Here is a 17,874-nt window from a genome sequence, read left to right as displayed (position 1 = left end):
CCGAATCCCGCGAAATGCGGGATTCGGCCCTTTCGTTTTGCTTCAGCGCAGCGGCGCGCGTATGGTCAGCGCAGGCTGCCGTACGACGAACTCGGCCGGCGCAGGCCGTCGATGCTCGCACCGCCGGCGCCGGTAACGAACAGCAGCAGGAAGCCGCCGGCGATCGCGACGTTCTTCCAGAAGTGGATCACCATGTCATGCTGGACCGCGGCGCTCGTCGCGTCCCAGAAATTGTGCCCGACCATCGCGGTCGCGATCGTATAGAACGCCATCAGCAGCGCGAGCGGCTTCACCTTGTAGCCGACGATCAGCAGCAGGCCGCCGAGCCCCTCGATCGCGACGACGACCGGCGCGACGACCTGCGGATACGGCACGTTCAGCCCATGCAGATAGCCGACGAAATCGCCGTAGCCGAGCAGCTTCATCACGCCGCCCCACAAGAACAACGCCGCCAGCGCCAGGCGCGCGAAAAAAATGACGCCGGAATCGACGGAACGCGTCATGCCTCTCTCCTCGTATGCAATTCGGCCGGCCGCACGGGGCGTTCCCATGCGGCTCGTGGCCGCGCGGCCTTGCGGGGCCCGCGGCAAATGCGCCAGCATAGAGGGTCTCGCGGCCGGGTCCAAGGGCTGTAGCAAAACTTTACACGACGGGACGCTCGCGGCCGCAGCCGCGGCGGAACAACCGGGCGTGTTTAGCCCGCGTCGCTCAACAGCACGCCTTTCTTGAAGAGGAAACAGCCGTAGCCGCGCAGCTCGCCGGTGACGATCACCGCGTAAGCCTGCTGCGCGCGCTCGTAGAACGCGAAACGGTCGATGCCCGCGAGCGGCACCGCGCGCCCTTCCGCACGGTCGATCTCGGCCTGCACCTCGCGCTGCACGGGCGGCACCGCCGCCGCGTCGCCGACGACTTCCATCCGCCACGCGGGCGTGTCGACGAACGTGTCGAGCGGCAGCACCGACAGCACCGCGCGCGCGACGCGCGCCGAATCGGCGCCGTCGATCCGCAGCGCGCGGCCGACCACCGTGTGCTCCGCCACGGATTCGGCCGGGAAATTCGCGTCGCAGATCGCGATTTCGTCACCGTGGCCCATCGCGCGCAGCGCGTGCAGGATGTCGGCGTGCAACAGCGGGTCGAGATTCTTCAGCATGTCGGCTAGTCTCCGGGATCAGGAACGAACCGCATAACGTTACCCGATCCCGGGCGCCGCCGGGCGTGCATCGCTCGCGTCACGACGCGGCGGCCGGCATTTCGTCGATGAAACCCGTGATCGACGCGAGACGGCCCGACGTGTCGACGGTGCCGAAGTCCGAACCCTTCACGATTGCCGCGCCGTCGGGCGACACGAGCGCCCACGAGAAGCGCAGGTGCTGGCCGAACGCGTCGACGTCGGTCGTGCGGCGGAAGCGGTACGCGGGGAAGCGTTCCTGCACGGCCGCGATCATCGTGTCGATGCCCGCATGGCCATCGCCGGCCATCAGCGGATCGCGATAGGCCGCGTCGCTCGCGTAGGTCGCGTCGATCAGCGCGCGCCGGCGCGCGACATCGGGTTCGTTCCATGCGTCGAAGTAGCGGTCGATCAGGTCGGTGTGAGCGGACGGCGCGGATTGGGCGGTGTTCATGCGAGGCTCCTGGTGTCGATGAAGGAAGGACGATGCCGCGAAGGTTTCGTGTTTCCGATTCGCGTGCAGTCATCTTCGCCGGCCTCGCGCAGGCGGTCGATTACGTGCGAGGTAAGGAATTCGCGGCGGCGGCCGCGTGCCGCCGCGTTGCTTCGCGCGTTGTCACGGCATCTCGCGCGCCGCATAGTCGACCGCCAGCGTCCACGCCGGATCCTCGTGCTTCGCCCAGTAAGCGTCGAACAGCCGGCGCGTGACCGTGCCCGGCTTGCCGTCGCCGATCGCCTGCCCGTCCAGCCGCGTGACGGGCATGATCCCGCCCGCCGTCGACGTAATGAACACCTCGTCCGCATCGCGTAGCTGCGCATCGTCGACGCGCGCCGCGTGTGCGGCGATGCCCATCGCGTCGGCGAGATCGAACACGGTCTGCCGCGTGATGCCGTGCAGCACGCCGCGCTCGGGCGTGTACAGCCGGCCGTCGCGCACGACGAAGACATTGAACCCCGGTCCCTCGGCAATGCCGCCGTCCGCGCCCCTCAGCACGACCGATTCCGCGCCGGCGTCGTAGCCCTTCAACAAACCCGTGACGAGGTCGAGCCAATGGTAGTTCTTGACCTGCGGATCGATCGAATCGGGCGGAATTCGCTGCACGTCGACCAGATGCAGATGCAGGCCTTCGCGCAGTTGCCGCTCGTTCGCGACCGAGCCGTACGGCACCGCGAACGCGATGAACTGGTTCACGGCGTCGCGCGGGTCGCGGCTGAAGGTCGGCGACGCACCGCGCGTGCACAGCATCTCGACGTACGCATGGCGCAAGCCCGAGCGGCGCACGCATTCGACGAGGATGTCGCGCAGCGCCTCGTCGCCCAGCGGCACGTTCAATCGCAGCCGGGCCAGCGAGCGCCGGAACCGCGCGATGTGCAGGTCGAGCCTGAAGAAGCGGCCGTTCCACACGTGCACGGTGTCGTACGTGGCGTCGGAGTGCAGGAAACCCCAGTCGAGCACCGACACGCGCGCGTCGGCGATCGGCACGAAACGGCCGTTCAGGTACGCGGCGCCAGGCGGAAACGCGGGCGCTTCGACGGACGAGACGCCGTGCGGGGCCATGCCCTTCTCCTCGGGAACATGCGGGGCGGCGTTCGGCGCGTAATCGACCTGCGCGACGAACGACGCGCGCGCGGCGTCGAACGCGCTGCGATGCACGATCGCGTTCGGCCCGGCCACGCGGTCGAACGACAGCTTGCCGTCGAGATGATCGATTTCATGCTGCAGCAACTCCGACACGTCGGGCGACAGCGCCTCCCGCAGATGCGATGTGCCGTCGAGCGTCATGTAGCGCACGCTCACCGACGCGTGGCGCTCGACGCGCACGAGCAGGTCTGGAAAGCACATGCAGTCGTCCCACAGCGTCATGCGCGCATCGCTGCGCCACACGATCTCGGGGTTCACGATCACGCCCGGCCAGCCGGCCAGCGCGAGCGCGATCATCCGCTGCCCGATGCCGATCTGCGGCGCCGCGACCGCACGGCCGAAGCCATGCGCGTCGCGAAACGCGCGCAATGCGGCGCCCAGTGCGCTCGCCGCTTCGTGCACCGCGGGATCGTCGAGATCGCCGACCGGCTGCGCGACGTCGCGCAGCGATGCGGTGCCCACGGGAAGAATTTGCGTATTCACTCGACCACCTCCGACAAAGCCACCTTGCTGCCTCCTTTGAACGTCGAAATCGTTGCGGCCGGATTGCGCAGCTCGCCGGTTGCGTCGAACGCGATCCGGCCCGTCACGCCCTGGAAGTCGACCCGATGCAGCGCGTCGACGATCTTCGCGGGATCGGTCGACTGCGCGAGCATCACCGCATGGTAGACCGCCATCATCGCGTCGTACGCATAGGGCGCGTAGAGCTGCACGGGCGCGCCGTACTTCTGCGCGAAACGCGCTGAAAACGCGGGACCGCCCGGCATCTTCGCAAGGCTGCGGCCGCCGTCGGCGCAGATCAGGTGGCCGTCGAGCGCGTCGCCGGCCAGTTTCGTGATCTCCTGCGTGCACAGGCCGTCGCCGCCGAGGAGCGGCACGACGATCCGGTACTTCTTCATCTGCTTCAACATCGGCCCGCCCTGCGTATCCATGCCGCCGAAGAAGATCGCATCGGGCGTCTTGCCCTTGATCAGCGTCAGCGGCGCGCCAAAGTCGAACGCCTTGTCGGTCGTGTATTCGCGTGCGACGACCGTCGCGCCCGCCTTGCCGACCCCGTCGACGAACACGTCCGCGATGCCCTGCCCGTAGGCCGTCCGGTCGTCGACCACGCCGACGCGACGCACATGCAGCCGGTCGACCGCATAGCGGGCGACTGCCTGCCCCAGGAAATCGTCGTTCGCGAGCAGGCGGAACGTCGTGCGGTAGCCGAGGTGCGTCAACGCCGGGTTGGTCGCGGATGGCGTCAGTTCGGCGATGTTCGCCGACGCATAGAGCCGCGCGACGGCGATCGAGGTCCCCGAATTCTGGTGGCCGATCACGGCACTGACGCGCGTGTCGACGAAGCGCTGCGCGACGGTCGTCGCGACCTTAGGGTCGGCCTGATCGTCCTGCGCGTCGAGCACGAACGTGACGGGTCGCCCCGCGACGCTCGGATGGCCCGCGTTGATTTCGTCGATCGCGAGGCGGATGCCCCGCGCGCTGTCCTCGCCGAAATGCGCCTGCGCGCCGGTGAGCGCACCCGCGTAACCGACGACGATCGTATCCGCGCCGAACGCGGGAAACACCGGCAAACATGCCAGCAGAAGCGGCGCAAGGGCCTGTAGCAAACGTCGGGAGCGCATGGTGTTTTCCTCGCGGCATCATCGTTGACGGATGCTACGATTATCGGCAGGCGTCGCGAAATCCGATAAACATCTCGTGGCCCGATTCGTGAATTTATTTCGTTTTTTCGTCCCGGAAGAAATCCCATGAACGCCACCGACGCGCCGCTCGACGATTACGATCGCCGGATCCTCGCCCGCCTCCAGCAGGACAACCAGATCAGCAACCAGTCGCTCGCCGCCGAGATCGGGCTCAGCCCGCCCGCCTGCCTGCGCCGTGTGAAGCGGCTGCGCGACGAGCGCTACATCCAGCAGGACGTGTCGATCGTCGATCCGAACAAGGTCGGGCTCCCGCTGACGATGCTCGTGCTCGTGCAGGTCGAACGCGAACGGGTGGACTTGCTTGACGAATTCAAGCGGTTTCTCAAGTCGCTGCCGGAAGTGATGCAGTGTTACGTGGTAACGGGGCGCGCGGATTTCGTGCTGATGATCTCGATGCGCGACATCGACCATTACGAGGAATTTTCCACGCGCGTCTTCCGGCAGCACCACAACATCCGCCACTTCGAAACGATGGTGGTGATGTCGCGGGTCAAGGCAGGGATGTCGCTGCCGCTCGGGATCGAATGACGACAAACATCCCGCTACGGAGGCCGCAACGCAAACGGGCGCCCCCAGGCGCCCGTTTGCTTGCTTCGCCGATCGGATCGGCGGCGCGCGTCAGGTCACCGGCGCCGGATTGAACAGCGTCAGCGCATTCGCGAGCTTCCATTGCTCGGCCCACGTGCGGCGCTTGCCGCTCGCGACATCGAGCATCAGCCGGAACAGTTCCCAGCCCGTATCCTCGATCGTGGCCGCGCCGGTCGCGATCTGCCCCGCGTCGAGATCCATCAGGTCGTGCCAGCGGCGCGCGAGATCGCTGCGCGTCGCGACCTTGATGACCGGCACCTGCGCGAGGCCGTACGGCGTGCCGCGGCCGGTCGTGAACACGTGCAGGTTCATCCCCGCCGCGAGTTGCAGCGTGCCGCAGATGAAATCGCTCGCGGGCGTCGCCGCATACAGCAGCCCCTTCTGCCGCGCGCGATCGCCGGGACGCACCACGCCGGCGATCGGCGCGCTGCCCGACTTCACGATCGACCCCATCGCCTTCTCGACGATGTTCGACAGCCCGCCCTTCTTGTTGCCGGGCGTCGTGTTCGCGCTGCGGTCGACGCGGCCACGCTGCAGGTAGCGGTCGTACCAGTCCATCTCGCGGATGATCTCGCGTGCAACCTCCTCGTTCGCCGCGCGCGACGTGAGCTGCGCGACGCCGTCGCGCACTTCCGTCACCTCGGAGAACATGATCGTCGCGCCCGCGCGCACCAGCAGGTCGGCCGCGAAGCCGACGGCCGGATTCGCGGTAAGCCCCGAGAACGCGTCGCTGCCGCCGCACTGCACGCCGACGACGAGATCCGACGCGGGGCACGTCTCGCGGCGGCGGCGGTTCAGCCGCTCGAGATGCGATTCGGCCATCGTCATGATCGAGTCGATCATCGAGTTGAAGCCGACGTGCGCGGCGTCCTGCAGGCAGACGACGCCGCCGTTGTCGGTCGCGCCGTCGGCGGTCACCGGAATCACGCCGGGCGGCAGCAGGCGCTCGGGCTGCAGCTTCTCGCAGCCGAGGCTCACGGTCATCACCTCGCCGCCGAAGTTCGGATTCAGGCTGATGTTGCGCAGCGTGCGGATCGGGATGTCGGCGTCGGGCGCGTCGATCGCGACGCCGCAACCGTACGTGTGCTCGAGCCCGACCACGTCGTCGACGTTCGGGTAGCGCGGCAGCAGCTCGGTCTTGATTCGCTGCACCGCATGCTCGACGACGCCCGACACGCACTGCACGGTCGTCGTGATCGCGAGGATGTTGCGCGTGCCGACCGACCCGTCGGCATTACGGAAGCCCTCGAACGTATAACCTTCGAGCGGCGGCAGCGACGGCGCGGCGCGCGTCGCGAGCGGCAGGTCGTCGAGCCCCGGCGGCTCGGGCATGCGCATCGTGCGCTCGTTCACCCAGCTGCCGCGCCGCAGGTCGGCCAGCGCATAGCCGATCACCACGTTGTAGCGGACGATCGGGTCGCCGGCCGCAAGGTCGGCAAGCGCGACCTTGTGCCCCTGCGGCACGCCTTCGCACAGCGTCAGCCCGTCGGCGAACGTCGCGCCCTCGGGCAGCCCGCCGTCGTTGACGACGATCGCGACGTTGTCGTCCGGATGCACGCGGATGTAGAGAGGGGAAGCAGTCATTGGAATTCCTGGAAACGGCCGGTCACATTGTTAGTCATCATACGACATTCAACCCTAACCGGCGATGCTGCGTAAACCCTTACTCGGAAAGACCCTACCATTGAACGGCCAGCAAACCGCTTGCGTCACCCTTCCCCTCGTTGTACGATGACATACAACGACATCGCCAATGTGGCACGTATGCCGTTCCCGACGAACCCAGCACTCGCGCTAGACGGACGACCCCAACCATGACTTCACCGCAAGAACTCAAACAGATCATCTCCCACGGCCTGCTGTCGTTTCCGCTGACGGATTTCGACGCCGACGGCAGCTTCCGCCCGACCACCTATGCCGAGCGCCTGGAATGGCTCGCGCCGTATGGCGCGAGCGCGCTGTTCGCGGCCGGCGGCACCGGTGAATTCTTCTCGCTCACGCAGCGCGAGTATTCGGACGTGATCCGCGTCGCGACGGAAACCTGCAAGGGCAAGGTGCCGATCCTCGCCGGCGCGGGCGGTGCGACGCGCGTCGCGATCGAATATGCGCAGGAAGCCGAGCGCCTCGGCGCGAGCGGCGTGCTGCTGATGCCGCACTACCTGACCGAAGCGAGCCAGGAAGGGATCGCGGACCACGTCGAGCAGGTGTGCCGCTCCCTGAAGATCGGCGTCGTGGTGTACAACCGCGCGAATTCGAAGCTGGACGCCGACATGCTCGAGCGCCTCGCCGACCGTTGCCCGAACCTGATCGGCTTCAAGGACGGCGTCGGCGAAATCGAGAGCATGGTCACGATCCGCCGCCGCCTCGGCGACCGTTTCGCGTACCTCGGCGGCCTGCCGACGGCCGAAGTCTACGCCGCCGCGTACAAGGCGCTTGGCGTGCCGGTGTACTCGTCGGCCGTGTTCAACTTCATTCCGAAGACGGCGATGGACTTCTACGAAGCGATCGCGAAGGACGACCACGCAACGGTCGGCCGCCTGATCGACGATTTCTTCCTGCCTTACCTGAAGATCCGCAATCGCCGCGCGGGCTATGCGGTCAGCATCGTGAAGGCAGGCGCGAAGCTGGTCGGCCACGATGCAGGCCCCGTGCGCGCGCCGCTCGTCGACCTCAACGACGACGAAATCGCGCAGCTCGACGTGCTGATCAAGAAGATGGGCCCGCAGTAAGCGGGCGCGGCCGGCGCGGGGCTTCATCGGCGCCGCGGCCGGCAGTTTGCGTCGCGGCCGGCTCTCGCCGGCCGCGACCGTTTGTTTCCGCCATGACGCGCGCATCCGCCGCGATGCGTGCCGTCGCCGTTACATCTGCGCGATGATCCCGACGATCCGGTGGCGCACGTTCCCCAGCTTGACCCGCGTCATCTCGATCTGACCCTGCGCGCCCGTACGCGCGCGGGTATTCGATTCGCCGTCGAGAATCTGTCCGAGCACGTCGCGGTCGACGACCGCATCGAAGAACCGGCCGATCGTGATCGTCGCCGACTGCTTCGCGGTCGCAAGCTGGCTGTTCGCTTGCGTCAGCGCTTCGGCGCGCAGGCTCTGGTCGCGTTCATCGATGCTGCGCCGGTACTGGAGCGCGAACACCAGCGCTTCCATGTCCTGCCGGAAACGGCGAACGGCCTGCCCGAACATGAGCGAATGCGCGTCGGCGCCCGTGACGAGCCGCCCCTGGTTGATGGTCAAGTCGAATTCGCTGCCGCCCAGGTCGCGCTGGAATTCCAGCAGTGCATTCGCGAGCACGCGCCCTTCGCTGTATTGGCCGATCTGGGTGCGGACGGATTTCGCGACGTCGCCGATCGCTTTCCACAATCCGGCCGCGAACAGGTGATCGCCGCGCTTGTTGATGTTCATCGGAGGGTTCCTCTTTGGTCTTTTGTCGGTCTCTCAGGCTCGCCTGCGGACCGGGCGGTCCGAGGCTTCGCTACTGTAGGAGAAATTCGGGGGACGGGGAAGATGGGGCGACGACGCGCGTCGCGGTTGATATGGGAGTCGATACCGGCATCGATTGACGGCAAAATCGATGCGCCCGCGTCTCCAGAGCACATCGTGCGCATAACCTTATCCATAGACAATGCATTGCTTGCCAAAGCGCAGCAATTGACTGGCATTGCCGAAACGTCGGCGCGGGTCAGAGAGGCGCTGAGCTCGCAGATTGAGCGCGAAAGTGCGCGGCGGCTCACCCGGCTCGGCGGCACCGACCCCGGTATCGGCGCCGTTCCGCGCGACCGATTGGAGCCCGGATGGTTCTTATAGGTACTTCCGTTTGGATCGACCACCTGCGGACTTGGGGTGCGGCATCCAACTGTGTGTGCTACGTGACTTCACGCAGTTGTCTTGCCATGGAAAAAGTAATTCGCAGGTTTCCGTGGACGTCGCTTGCCGACCGAGCCGGCCATTCCAGATGAACACCAAGCTATGGCCGCTTTCGAGGTGGAACTGCCGAAGCCTAGGAAGCTGAATCACTGCTTGTCGAGAACGATGCTGCTTGCGTGCTTAACAACGCGTCAACGCCGCATCCCGCTGGCGATTTCGTTTGCGCGGGCAGTCACAGGCATTTGTGCGACGCTTGCCAAGCTCGCGTCGTTTCGATCCTTTGCCACCGAGAGCAACGTCGCGCGTCGAGCGCTATCGAGCAAAGTCGCTAATGCAGCGTTGATGACCGCAGGAACGTCGAAGCGACCTTTGGGTCCTGATAGCGTCGACGCGCCTTGCAAATGCCCGAACGAGTCCGACACGGGCACTGATGCCGAGGCAGTTCCGGGGCTCTCTTCCCGAATGAGACGGCCCATAGCCGGTTCCGGATCTCCTGCCAGCGCGATCCTGCATTTCAGTGAACGCCAGCAAACCCTTGCCCCCATCGACCCCTCTTGCGAATGCTGGTGGGCCCTTGGTCGATATCCGCTTGCCCACGATGAGCTAGGTCTGCCTCAGATCACGGACGATCCATTCGAGCGCGGACTGCGCGAGATCATCGAGGCTGCGTCCGGCGAGAGTCAGTACTTGCAGACGGCGCTGTGTAAGCAGCGGATTATCGAACGGTATCGCTCTCATTCGATCGATGCTCAGCCGCTTGGCAACGGAAACATACCCTGACGGCATGATCGCCAGCGGCACCGAAAGCGCGAAGCGATAGAGCGCCGCGACGTATCGGCTGGTCATCAGCGGCACGATCTCGATGTTCTCGACGTTGCACGCGATATCGAAGAGTTGACGGTTCGTCGTGCCCTTGTCTTGCAGCACCACCGGATAGACGGCGAGATCCTTCAGCGCAATCTTCGCCTTTGCCACGAGCGGATGCTCTTCATGCATCAACGCCATGACGGGCGCGCGCTGCGTATGCTGCGCCACGACCCCCCCTTCCGGTTTGAAGCTGAACGTGAGCGCGATAGACGCCTCGCCCGACAACAGCATCTGGCTCGCACGCTCGGACGGCACGACCTCGAGTTGAATCGCGACATCGGGATGCTCGCCACAGAACGCGCCTAGCGACACCGGCAGGAAATCGAAGGCAAAACCCTCGGTGCAGGCGATCGTGATCGTGCGCGAGCGGCGTCGTTCTTCGCCCTGAATTTCATCGAAGACCTCCTGCGCGTCCGACAGCGTGCGTTGCGCGTGGCGCAGCAGGAGCCGCCCGGCGTGTGAGAGCACCATGCCGCGCGCGTGCCGCTCGAACAGTGGCACGCCTATATCACCTTCGAGTTTGGCGATATGCCGGCTCAACGCGGACACGGTGAGCCCGAGTTTCTCCGTCGCCGACGTCAACGACCCCGCCTGAGCGACAACCGAAAAATAGTAAAGCGACGGCTCCAGCAGCTTTCGCATGGCGATGAACGAGCGTAGCCCAGGTTCGAAGCTAGGTTTGAGGATTTTGCAAATGTACCTTGTTTGATTGCGAATACAAAAATACTTCCACACCGTTAATCTGGGACGGTCGCACCAACTTCTTTTCGACATGTCCAGACACAGCGCACTCGCCCTCGCCCGCTCGCACTTCGACAGCGGCGATTTCCTCGCCACCCTGACCCGGCGCGTCGCGCTCGCCACCGAAAGCCAGCGCGCCGAGGCCGCACCGCTCTTGCGCCGCTATCTCGCAGAGGAAATCGAAGGCGCGCTCCGCGCGCTCGGCTTCACGTGCGAGGTAATGGAAAACCCTGTAGCAGGAATGCCGCCGTTTCTCATCGGCGAGCGCATCGAATCGCCTTCGCGCCCCACGGTGCTGTTCTATGGCCACGGTGACGTGATCGACGGCGACGCCGCCAACTGGACCTGCGAGCGCACGCCGTGGCAGGTGAGCGTCGAAGGCGAGCGCTGGTACGGACGCGGCATCGCCGACAACAAGGCGCAGCACTCGATCAACCTCGCCGCGCTCGCCACGGTTTTCGCGGAGCGCGGAGAACTCGGCTTCAACGCGAAGATCATCTTCGAGATGGGCGAGGAAGTCGGCTCGCCGGGGCTCGACGCCATCTGCTCGATGTTGCGCGAACGCCTCTCGGCCGATCTCCTGATCGCCTCCGACGGGCCGCGTCAGCGCGCGGCGTCGCCCACGGTGTTCCTCGGCTCGCGCGGCGCGCTGCATTTCCGGCTGCGCGTCGCCAACGCATTCGGCGCGCGTCATTCGGGCAACTGGGGCGGCGTGCTCGCCAATCCCGCGACCGTGCTGGCCAATGCGCTCGCCAGTCTCGTCGATGGCCACGGCCGCATCCGCATCAATGGCCTTCTGCCGCCGCCGATTCCGCCGCTAGTACGCGAGCGCGTCGCGCATCTGGAAATCGGCAAGGATGAAGGCGATCCGCCGCTCTCGCCGAATTGGGGAGAACCCGGACTCTCGCCGGCGGAACGCGTGTTCGCATGGAACACACTCGAAGTGCTCGCGATGCAGTCGGGCAACGTCACCAATGCGGTCAGCGCGATTCCGCGCGCCGCCGAAGCTGTGTGCCAGTTGCGCTTCGTGGTCGGCACCGACTGGCGCCGCGCGCAGGAGCTGATCACCGCGCATCTCGCACGCGAGGGCTTCGAAGGCATCGAGGTGACGATCGAAGCTTCGGGCGGCGCGACGCGTCTCGACCCGGATGATCCGTGGGTCGCGTTCACGGAACGTTCGATCGAGGTGTCCACGGGCAAGCCCGTGACCTTGCTGCCGAATCTCGGCGGCACGATCCCGAACGAATGCTTCGCGGACACGCTCGGCCTACCGACCATCTGGATTCCGCATTCCTATCCCGGCTGCCGCCAGCATGCGCCCGACGAGCATGTGCTCGCGCCCGTCATGCGCGAAGCGCTGCAACTGATGACCGGCGTGCTATGGGATCTCGGGGAAGCCGACGTACCGACCATCCGCTGAACTCCACTTCCATCCGACCTCTTGCCCGGAACATACATCATGGATTCGACCGTCATCGAGGACAACATGTGGCAGGCCAGCGCAAAGCCCATGCGACGCCTGATCATCGCGACGAGCATAGGCAACGCGCTGGAGTGGTTCGATTTCGCGGCATACGGCTTCTTCGCGGTCACGCTCTCGAAGCTGTTCTTTCCCGCTCACGACGCGACCGTTTCCCTGCTGATGACTTTCGGCACCTTCGGTCTTTCATATGTGTTCCGTCCGCTCGGCGCGCTGCTGCTGGGGCGCTACGCCGACCACCGCGGACGCAAGTCCGCGCTGCTCGCGGCGCTCACGCTGACGACGATCGGCACGCTCATCTGCGCGGTCATTCCCACGTATGCGCAGATCGGCCTTGCCGCACCGATCGGCCTGATGGCGGCGCGCATACTCATCGCCTTCTCGACGGGCGGCGAGTTCGGCAGCGGCACCGCGCTCATGATCGAGCAAAAGAGCAAGCGCAAAGCGTTTCTGTCGAGCTGGCAGTTTTCTAGCCAGGGCATGAGCACCGTGCTCGCGTCCTTCGCGGGACTTGCGCTCAGCACACAGTTGTCGCAGGCGCAGATCGAATCGTGGGGATGGCGCGCGCCGTTCATCTTCGGTCTGCTCGTCGCGCCCGTGGGTCTTTATATCCGCAAGCACATCGACGACACCCTGCCCGTCGCCAAGGAAGGCGCGCCGCTCAAGGCGCCCGTGAGCGAACTGCTCGCGCATAGCAAGGGCCGCATCATGCTTGCCGCGGGCATCATGGCCGTCTCCACCGCAGCGAGCTATCTGATGATCCTGTACATGCCGACGTACGCGGTCAAGCAACTGCACCTGCCGGCATCGACGGGCTTCGCGGCGACGGTCGTCACCGGCCTGATCCTCATGTTCTGCACGCCGCTGATGGGTCATCTCGCCGACCGCTACGGCCGCAGCCGCATGATGGTCGGCTCCGCGCTGCTCACGCTGCTGACGATCTATCCATGCTTCGCCTGGCTGCTGTCGAGCCCTTCGTTTGCGGTGCTGATGGCGATCATGATGCTGGCTGGCGTCTTGAAGGCGATCTACTTCGGCCCACTCGCCGCGGTGCTGTCGTCGCTGTTTCCGACGGGCATACGCAGCACGGGTCTGGGCTTCAGCTACAACATCGGCGTGATGGTGTTCGGCGGATTCACGCCCTGGCTCGTCACCGCGATGATCGGCGCGACGCACGATCCGATCTCGCCCGCGTTCTATCTGATGGCGTGCGCGGTGCTCAGTCTTGCCTGCGTCGGCATCTATCACTTCAAGCTCGTGAAGCACATCTAAGCTTATGACCATGCACCACAACGACACGCAAACGCTCCACGACGATTTCAGCGGCTGGCTCATGTATCACTCCGTCGGCGTGTATCCGGGCCATCGTCAGGCGATGACCGAGGCGCTCGCCCGCTTCGCCGCGACCTGGTGCGCGCCCGACGACACCCGCTGGGACGAGGCGCTCGCTGCGCGTGCGCGGCTCTTTGCGGACTGGGCAGCACTGATCGGCGCGCGCGACGCCGACGTGTTCGGCGCGCAGAACGTGACGGACACCTTCGCCCGCTTTCTCGACGGCCTCGCCGACGATGTGCTGCGCGATCGCACTGTGCTCGTCGCGGCGGATTGCTTCCCGAGCCTGCACTTTCTGCTATCGGGCCAGGCCGCACGGCGCGGCTTCACGTTGCGTACCGTTCCCGTACGTGAAGGTGAAGCGTATGTACGCGACGAGGACTTCATCGAGGCATGGACTGGCGATGTCGCGCTCGCGCTCGTGACGTGGGTCTCGTCGTTGACATCGAAGCGGGTGAGTCTCGCCGCGATGTGCGAGCAGGCGCGCCGTCGCTTGAGTCTCGTGGCGCTCGACGTGACGCAAGGCATCGGCATCCTGCCTTTCGACCTCAACGAAACGCCCTTCGACTTCGTCTGCGGCTCGACGCTCAAATGGCTGTGCGGCGCGCCGGGAACGGGCCTCGGCTACATCGCACCGCGCGTGCTCGCGCAGGGCTCGGAGCCAGCCGTGCGCGGCTGGTTCAGTCAAGAGAATCCGTTCAACTGGAACATCGATGCATTCTCTTATGCATCCGATGCACGCCGCTTCGATACGGGCACGCCTTCGATCTTGCCGTTCGTCGCATCGCAGCCGGGCATGTCGTGGATGCGCGCGCAACCGGCGGGCAGCATCCGCGCGCACAATCTCGCGCTCTGCCATGAATTGATCGCGATGCTCGACGGCAAGGGTTATCGCCTGCTCTCTCCGCGCGCGGACGACGAGCGCGGCGCGAGCATCATGGCCGAAGCGCCCGTGCATCTCGATGCGGCGAAGCTCGTTCTCCAACTGAAGGACGAGGGTGTCTTCGTCGATTCGCGCGGCCGCACGTTGCGCTTCTCGCCGGGCGTCTGCACGACGCGCGCGGGACTCGAAAGGCTCGCGCAATGCCTGCCGCGATGAACGCCGCGTGTACGCGATCGCGTGCACCGCGCCGCATCGGAATCGCCTGCGTGCTGACAGGGCCGCCGGCGCGCGTGTTGATCACACGCCGCCGCTTCCCTTTCATCACCTATGCGAGGTTCCATGAACACCTCTTCCATCAAGACTGATGCGCCGATCGCGGGCGTGCAAGGCTTCATCGTGCCTATGCATTGCACCGATCTTCCCGCGACGATGCACTTCTTCATCTCGCGGCTCGGATTCCGGCTCGATGCGATCTTCCCCGCCGACAGCCCGCGCACCGCGATACTTTCGCGCGGCGGTTTCAGGCTCAGGCTCGGCCTCGACGTGCGCGACGGCATCGGCACGCTGACCGTGCTGTGCGACGATCCCGCGCAGTTGCCCGGCGAGACGCGCGAACTAATCGCGCCCAATGGCGTCGTCGTGCGTCTCGTGCATGCTGATCCGCCGATGATCCTCCCCGCCACGCGCCAGCAACTCGTGCTCTCGCACGCGGGCGACGACGCTCACTGGAGCGTCGGGCGCGCCGGTATGCGTTATCGCGACCTGCTACCGGAGCGGCATGGCGGTGCTTTCATCGCGTCGCATATCCGGATACTCGAAGGCGGGCCGGTGCCGGACTACGTGCACTATCACAAGATCCGCTTTCAGACGATTTTCTGCCGCAAGGGCTGGGTGCGTCTCGTCTATGAAGGACAAGGCGAGCCCTTCATTCTCGAAGCGGGCGATTGCGTGCTGCAGCCGCCGGAGATCCGGCATCGCGTGCTCGAAAGCTCGGCGGGCGCGGAAGTCATCGAACTCGGCAGCCCCGCCGAGCACATCACGATGGCCGATCACGAGATGACGCTGCCTACGTCTATCTATGATCGCGAGCACGAGTTCAACGGTCAACGCTTCGTGCGCCATGTCGCGAAGCATGCGACGTGGCATGCGTGGAAATCGCCCGGATTCGCCGTGGCGGATACCGGTATCGGCGCGGCGACGAAAGGACTTGCAGGTGTGCGCGTCTTGCGCCCGCAAAACGGGCAACAGGAAGCCGCGCGCATGCACGACACCGAGTTCTGCTTCTTCTTCGTGCTCGCGGGCAGTCTCGATGTGCAGCAAGGCGACAGCACATGGCGCCTCACAGCCGATGACAGCATCGCGATTCCGGGCAAGCTTTCCTACTCTTTCAAGCGATGCAGCGCGGATCTTGAACTGCTCGAAGTGACACTGCCCGCCGATTTCTCACTCGACTGATGAGCCATCCATGATCGATTGTCATACCGTCGCTTTCGTGACGGGCGCAAATCGCGGGCTCGGCGCGCAATTCGTCGCGCGTCTGCTCGCACGCGGTGCGCGCAAGGTCTATGCCGCGTCGCGCGCGGGGACCGTCGCCATCGCGGATGAACGCGTGATTCCCGTCGAGCTCGACGTGACCGACGACGCGAGCGTCGCGCACGCCGCGCGCCTCGCCGACGACACCACGCTGCTCATCAACAACGCGGGCGTGAACCGCCATTGCGCATTTCTCGCGCCACAAGCGCCCGAAGCCGCCCGCGCGGAGATGGACGTGAACTACTTCGGCACGCTGCGCATGGCGCGCGCCTTCGCGCCCGCGCTGATGCAAACGCATGGCGCGATGCTCAACGTGCTCTCGGTACTCGCTCGGGTGAGCTTTCCCGCGATGGGTTCGCTTTGCGCGTCGAAGGCGGCGGGCTTGCGTCTCACCGAATCGCTGCGCGCCGAGCTCGCGCCGCACGGCGTGCGCGTGTTCGCCGCGATGCCCGGCGCGATCGATACCGACATGAGCCGCGACTTCGCTGGCCCCAAGCTTATTCCCGCCGAAGCCGCCGATGCCATGCTCGACGCGCTCACGGGCGACGCCGGTGAGATCTACATCGGCGAGATGGCGAAGAGGCTCGCGCAAGGGCTCACGATGGATCGAGCCACGACGCAGGCGCAACTTTTTTCCCCACCAGGAGACGCATAGCGACATGGGATCGTATATCGACATCGACAGTCACGATGGCAAGCACTTTCGTGCATATCAGGCCGTGCCCGCGCAGGGCTCGGGGCCGGGCATCGTGCTACTGCAGGAAATCTTCGGCATCAACGGCTATCTACGCGCGATGGCCGACCGCTTCGCCGAAGAAGGCTACGTGGTGCTCGTCCCGGACCTGTTCTGGCGCATGAAGCCGGGAGTCGAACTCGGCTATGGCGACGCGGATTTTCGTGAGGCGCTCGGGCTCAACGAAGCGTTCAACATCGATCTTGCCGTGCGCGATATCGGCTCGACGCTCGATGCATTGCGCGCGCTGCCGATGCAGGCGGGCAAGGTCGGCGCGATCGGCTACTGCCTCGGCGGTAAGCTCGCGATGCTCGCCGCCGCGCGGCTCAATCTCGATTGCGCGGTGAGCTACTACGGCGTCGGGCTCGATGCATATCTGAATGAAGTGCCGTCGATCCGCTGCCCGATGGTCTTTCACTTCGCGGGCGACGATGCCTTCTGCCCGCCCGAAACCCGCGAGCGGCTGCTCGCCGCGTTCGCCGCCAATCCGCGAGTGGAGGCGCATGTCTATCCCGGCTGCGATCACGCCTTCGCGACGCCCGAACGCCTGCACTTCGACAAGCCCGCCGCGACGATGGCCTACTCGCGTTCCATGGCGCTGCTGCGCCGAACGCTCGGGCCGATCCACGATCTCAATACGCTGTGGGAACGCCACTGCTACTACGAGTTTGCGACGCGCGACGTGGACGCCGTCATGCCGACGATGGTCGCCGAGCCCTACGTGAACCACGTTCCCACGATGACGGGCGGCGTCGGCCACGACCAGCTCAAGCGTTTCTATCGCTATCACTTCGTGAACGCGAATCCCGACGACACGAAGCTTATACCGCTTTCGCGCACGATCGGCGCGGACCGCCTCGTCGATGAGTTCGTCTTCTGTGCGACACACGACCGCGAGATCGACTGGCTGTTGCCGGGCCTCGCTCCGACGGGCAAGTACTTCGAGGTGCCGATGCTCGCCGTCGTGTGCTTTCGGGGCGACAAGCTCTACAACGAGCACATCTATTGGGATCAGGCCTCGGTGCTCGTGCAGATCGGCGTGCTCGATCCGACGGGCCTGCCCGTCGCGGGTGTTCAGACCGCAAGGAAGATGATCGACGAAACGCTGCCCAGCAATACGCTGATGCCCAACTGGGCGAGCAGCGAAGGCAAGCCGATCTGACGTGCATATCTGCAAAGACGCCCGCAGGCGCGATGGCATGACCGGCATCGCGCCATTTTTTTTCGCGCAAGACAGCCGCATGCGAAGCGTTGCGAAAGTTGCAAACCCAGCTTGATTGATTGCGAATACTCGATGCTTCACGAGACGGTAATGTTGCACGTGGAGCCGGC

At 65.4% G+C, this 17,874-nt stretch carries 17 protein-coding genes; 9 read left to right on the top strand and 8 right to left on the bottom strand.

Translation table 11 applies throughout. The annotated features are described in order from the left end of the window. Positions 1–65: 65 nt before the first annotated feature. The 5 genes from CUJ89_RS18370 to CUJ89_RS18350 all read right to left on the bottom strand — a co-directional run bounded on the left by CUJ89_RS18370 (position 66) and on the right by CUJ89_RS18350 (position 4,432). Positions 66–503: a DoxX family protein gene (locus CUJ89_RS18370; RefSeq protein ID WP_114178883.1), complete on the bottom strand. Its 438-nt coding sequence runs from the start codon at positions 501–503 to the stop codon at positions 66–68. A gap of 191 nt (positions 504–694) precedes the next feature. Next, positions 695–1,150, bottom strand: a complete 456-nt coding sequence (locus CUJ89_RS18365) for an RbsD/FucU family protein (RefSeq protein ID WP_114178882.1) — start codon at positions 1,148–1,150, stop codon at positions 695–697. Positions 1,151–1,229: 79 nt separating this feature from the next. Further along, on the bottom strand, positions 1,230–1,622 hold the full coding sequence (locus CUJ89_RS18360) for a nuclear transport factor 2 family protein (RefSeq protein ID WP_114178881.1): 393 nt from the start codon (positions 1,620–1,622) through the stop codon (positions 1,230–1,232). Between the two features lie 162 nt (positions 1,623–1,784). Further along, a complete protein-coding gene (locus CUJ89_RS18355) occupies positions 1,785–3,293 on the bottom strand; it encodes an aminotransferase class IV (RefSeq protein WP_114178880.1) in 1,509 nt (502 codons plus the stop codon). Next, positions 3,290–4,432, bottom strand: a complete 1,143-nt coding sequence (locus CUJ89_RS18350; protein ID WP_114178878.1) for a branched-chain amino acid ABC transporter substrate-binding protein — start codon at positions 4,430–4,432, stop codon at positions 3,290–3,292. The genes CUJ89_RS18355 and CUJ89_RS18350 overlap by 4 nt, the downstream gene beginning before the upstream one ends. 126 nt (positions 4,433–4,558) lie before the next feature. On the opposite strand from CUJ89_RS18350, the gene CUJ89_RS18345 reads away from it, so the two are divergent. After that, the gene (locus tag CUJ89_RS18345) at positions 4,559–5,041 is read left to right on the top strand and encodes an Lrp/AsnC family transcriptional regulator (protein ID WP_114178868.1); all 483 of its coding nucleotides are present in this window, start codon (positions 4,559–4,561) and stop codon (positions 5,039–5,041) included. A 90-nt stretch (positions 5,042–5,131) separates the two neighbouring features. On the opposite strand, the gene garD is transcribed toward CUJ89_RS18345, so the two are convergent. Next, the gene (gene garD / locus CUJ89_RS18340; RefSeq protein ID WP_114178866.1) at positions 5,132–6,685 is read right to left on the bottom strand and encodes a galactarate dehydratase; all 1,554 of its coding nucleotides are present in this window, start codon (positions 6,683–6,685) and stop codon (positions 5,132–5,134) included. A 230-nt stretch (positions 6,686–6,915) separates the two neighbouring features. Between garD and kdgD the strand changes: the two genes are divergently transcribed. Beyond that, on the top strand, positions 6,916–7,830 hold the full coding sequence (gene kdgD, locus CUJ89_RS18335; RefSeq protein ID WP_114178864.1) for a 5-dehydro-4-deoxyglucarate dehydratase: 915 nt from the start codon (positions 6,916–6,918) through the stop codon (positions 7,828–7,830). Between the two features lie 129 nt (positions 7,831–7,959). On the opposite strand, the gene CUJ89_RS18330 is transcribed toward kdgD, so the two are convergent. Then, positions 7,960–8,511, bottom strand: a complete 552-nt coding sequence (locus CUJ89_RS18330; protein WP_114178862.1) for a hypothetical protein — start codon at positions 8,509–8,511, stop codon at positions 7,960–7,962. Between the two features lie 102 nt (positions 8,512–8,613). Between CUJ89_RS18330 and CUJ89_RS18325 the strand changes: the two genes are divergently transcribed. Next, positions 8,614–8,913 (top strand): type II toxin-antitoxin system VapB family antitoxin, encoded by a 300-nt coding sequence (locus CUJ89_RS18325; RefSeq protein WP_415859052.1) that lies wholly within the window; start codon positions 8,614–8,616, stop codon positions 8,911–8,913. Positions 8,914–9,576: 663 nt separating this feature from the next. Here the strand turns inward: CUJ89_RS18325 and CUJ89_RS18315 are convergent. Then, positions 9,577–10,482, bottom strand: coding sequence for a LysR family transcriptional regulator (locus CUJ89_RS18315; RefSeq protein ID WP_114178860.1), 906 nt, complete (start codon positions 10,480–10,482; stop codon positions 9,577–9,579). 130 nt (positions 10,483–10,612) lie between these two features. On the opposite strand from CUJ89_RS18315, the gene CUJ89_RS18310 reads away from it, so the two are divergent. The 6 genes from CUJ89_RS18310 (at position 10,613) to CUJ89_RS18285 (ending at position 17,704) form a co-directional block, all read left to right on the top strand. After that, positions 10,613–12,001: a M20 family metallopeptidase gene (locus CUJ89_RS18310; RefSeq protein WP_114178858.1), complete on the top strand. Its 1,389-nt coding sequence runs from the start codon at positions 10,613–10,615 to the stop codon at positions 11,999–12,001. 39 nt (positions 12,002–12,040) lie between these two features. After that, positions 12,041–13,333, top strand: a complete 1,293-nt coding sequence (locus CUJ89_RS18305; protein WP_114178856.1) for an MFS transporter — start codon at positions 12,041–12,043, stop codon at positions 13,331–13,333. Between the two features lie 4 nt (positions 13,334–13,337). After that, positions 13,338–14,492, top strand: a complete 1,155-nt coding sequence (locus CUJ89_RS18300; RefSeq protein ID WP_114178854.1) for an aminotransferase class V-fold PLP-dependent enzyme — start codon at positions 13,338–13,340, stop codon at positions 14,490–14,492. Between the two features lie 123 nt (positions 14,493–14,615). Continuing rightward, on the top strand, positions 14,616–15,731 hold the full coding sequence (locus CUJ89_RS18295; protein ID WP_114178852.1) for a cupin domain-containing protein: 1,116 nt from the start codon (positions 14,616–14,618) through the stop codon (positions 15,729–15,731). A gap of 10 nt (positions 15,732–15,741) precedes the next feature. Next, complete coding sequence (locus tag CUJ89_RS18290; protein WP_114178850.1) at positions 15,742–16,464, top strand: SDR family NAD(P)-dependent oxidoreductase; 723 nt, start codon at positions 15,742–15,744, stop codon at positions 16,462–16,464. A 4-nt stretch (positions 16,465–16,468) separates the two neighbouring features. Beyond that, positions 16,469–17,704 carry a dienelactone hydrolase family protein gene (locus tag CUJ89_RS18285; RefSeq protein ID WP_114178848.1) on the top strand — a complete coding sequence of 412 codons (1,236 nt, stop codon included), beginning with the start codon at positions 16,469–16,471 and terminating at the stop codon, positions 17,702–17,704. The last annotated feature ends 170 nt before the right edge of the window (positions 17,705–17,874 follow it).

The organism is Burkholderia pyrrocinia (assembly GCF_003330765.1).
Classification (GTDB): Bacteria; Pseudomonadota; Gammaproteobacteria; order Burkholderiales; family Burkholderiaceae; genus Burkholderia; species Burkholderia pyrrocinia_B.
Note: the sequence above shows the minus strand (reverse complement) of the source record. Positions and strands in the feature narration are given on the sequence as shown.

Coding starts and splice junctions, on each gene's coding strand:
- CUJ89_RS18315 (WP_114178860.1), bottom strand. CDS start 10,482: ATGCGAAAGCTGCTGGAGCCGTCGCTTTACTATTTTTCGGTTGTCGCT.
- CUJ89_RS18290 (WP_114178850.1), top strand. CDS start 15,742: ATGATCGATTGTCATACCGTCGCTTTCGTGACGGGCGCAAATCGCGGG.
- CUJ89_RS18310 (WP_114178858.1), top strand. CDS start 10,613: ATGTCCAGACACAGCGCACTCGCCCTCGCCCGCTCGCACTTCGACAGC.
- CUJ89_RS18345 (WP_114178868.1), top strand. CDS start 4,559: ATGAACGCCACCGACGCGCCGCTCGACGATTACGATCGCCGGATCCTC.
- CUJ89_RS18350 (WP_114178878.1), bottom strand. CDS start 4,432: ATGCGCTCCCGACGTTTGCTACAGGCCCTTGCGCCGCTTCTGCTGGCA.
- CUJ89_RS18330 (WP_114178862.1), bottom strand. CDS start 8,511: ATGAACATCAACAAGCGCGGCGATCACCTGTTCGCGGCCGGATTGTGG.
- CUJ89_RS18370 (WP_114178883.1), bottom strand. CDS start 503: ATGACGCGTTCCGTCGATTCCGGCGTCATTTTTTTCGCGCGCCTGGCG.
- CUJ89_RS18305 (WP_114178856.1), top strand. CDS start 12,041: ATGGATTCGACCGTCATCGAGGACAACATGTGGCAGGCCAGCGCAAAG.
- CUJ89_RS18300 (WP_114178854.1), top strand. CDS start 13,338: ATGACCATGCACCACAACGACACGCAAACGCTCCACGACGATTTCAGC.
- CUJ89_RS18295 (WP_114178852.1), top strand. CDS start 14,616: ATGAACACCTCTTCCATCAAGACTGATGCGCCGATCGCGGGCGTGCAA.
- CUJ89_RS18285 (WP_114178848.1), top strand. CDS start 16,469: ATGGGATCGTATATCGACATCGACAGTCACGATGGCAAGCACTTTCGT.
- kdgD (WP_114178864.1), top strand. CDS start 6,916: ATGACTTCACCGCAAGAACTCAAACAGATCATCTCCCACGGCCTGCTG.
- CUJ89_RS18365 (WP_114178882.1), bottom strand. CDS start 1,150: ATGCTGAAGAATCTCGACCCGCTGTTGCACGCCGACATCCTGCACGCG.
- CUJ89_RS18360 (WP_114178881.1), bottom strand. CDS start 1,622: ATGAACACCGCCCAATCCGCGCCGTCCGCTCACACCGACCTGATCGAC.
- garD (WP_114178866.1), bottom strand. CDS start 6,685: ATGACTGCTTCCCCTCTCTACATCCGCGTGCATCCGGACGACAACGTC.
- CUJ89_RS18325 (WP_415859052.1), top strand. CDS start 8,614: ATGGGGCGACGACGCGCGTCGCGGTTGATATGGGAGTCGATACCGGCA.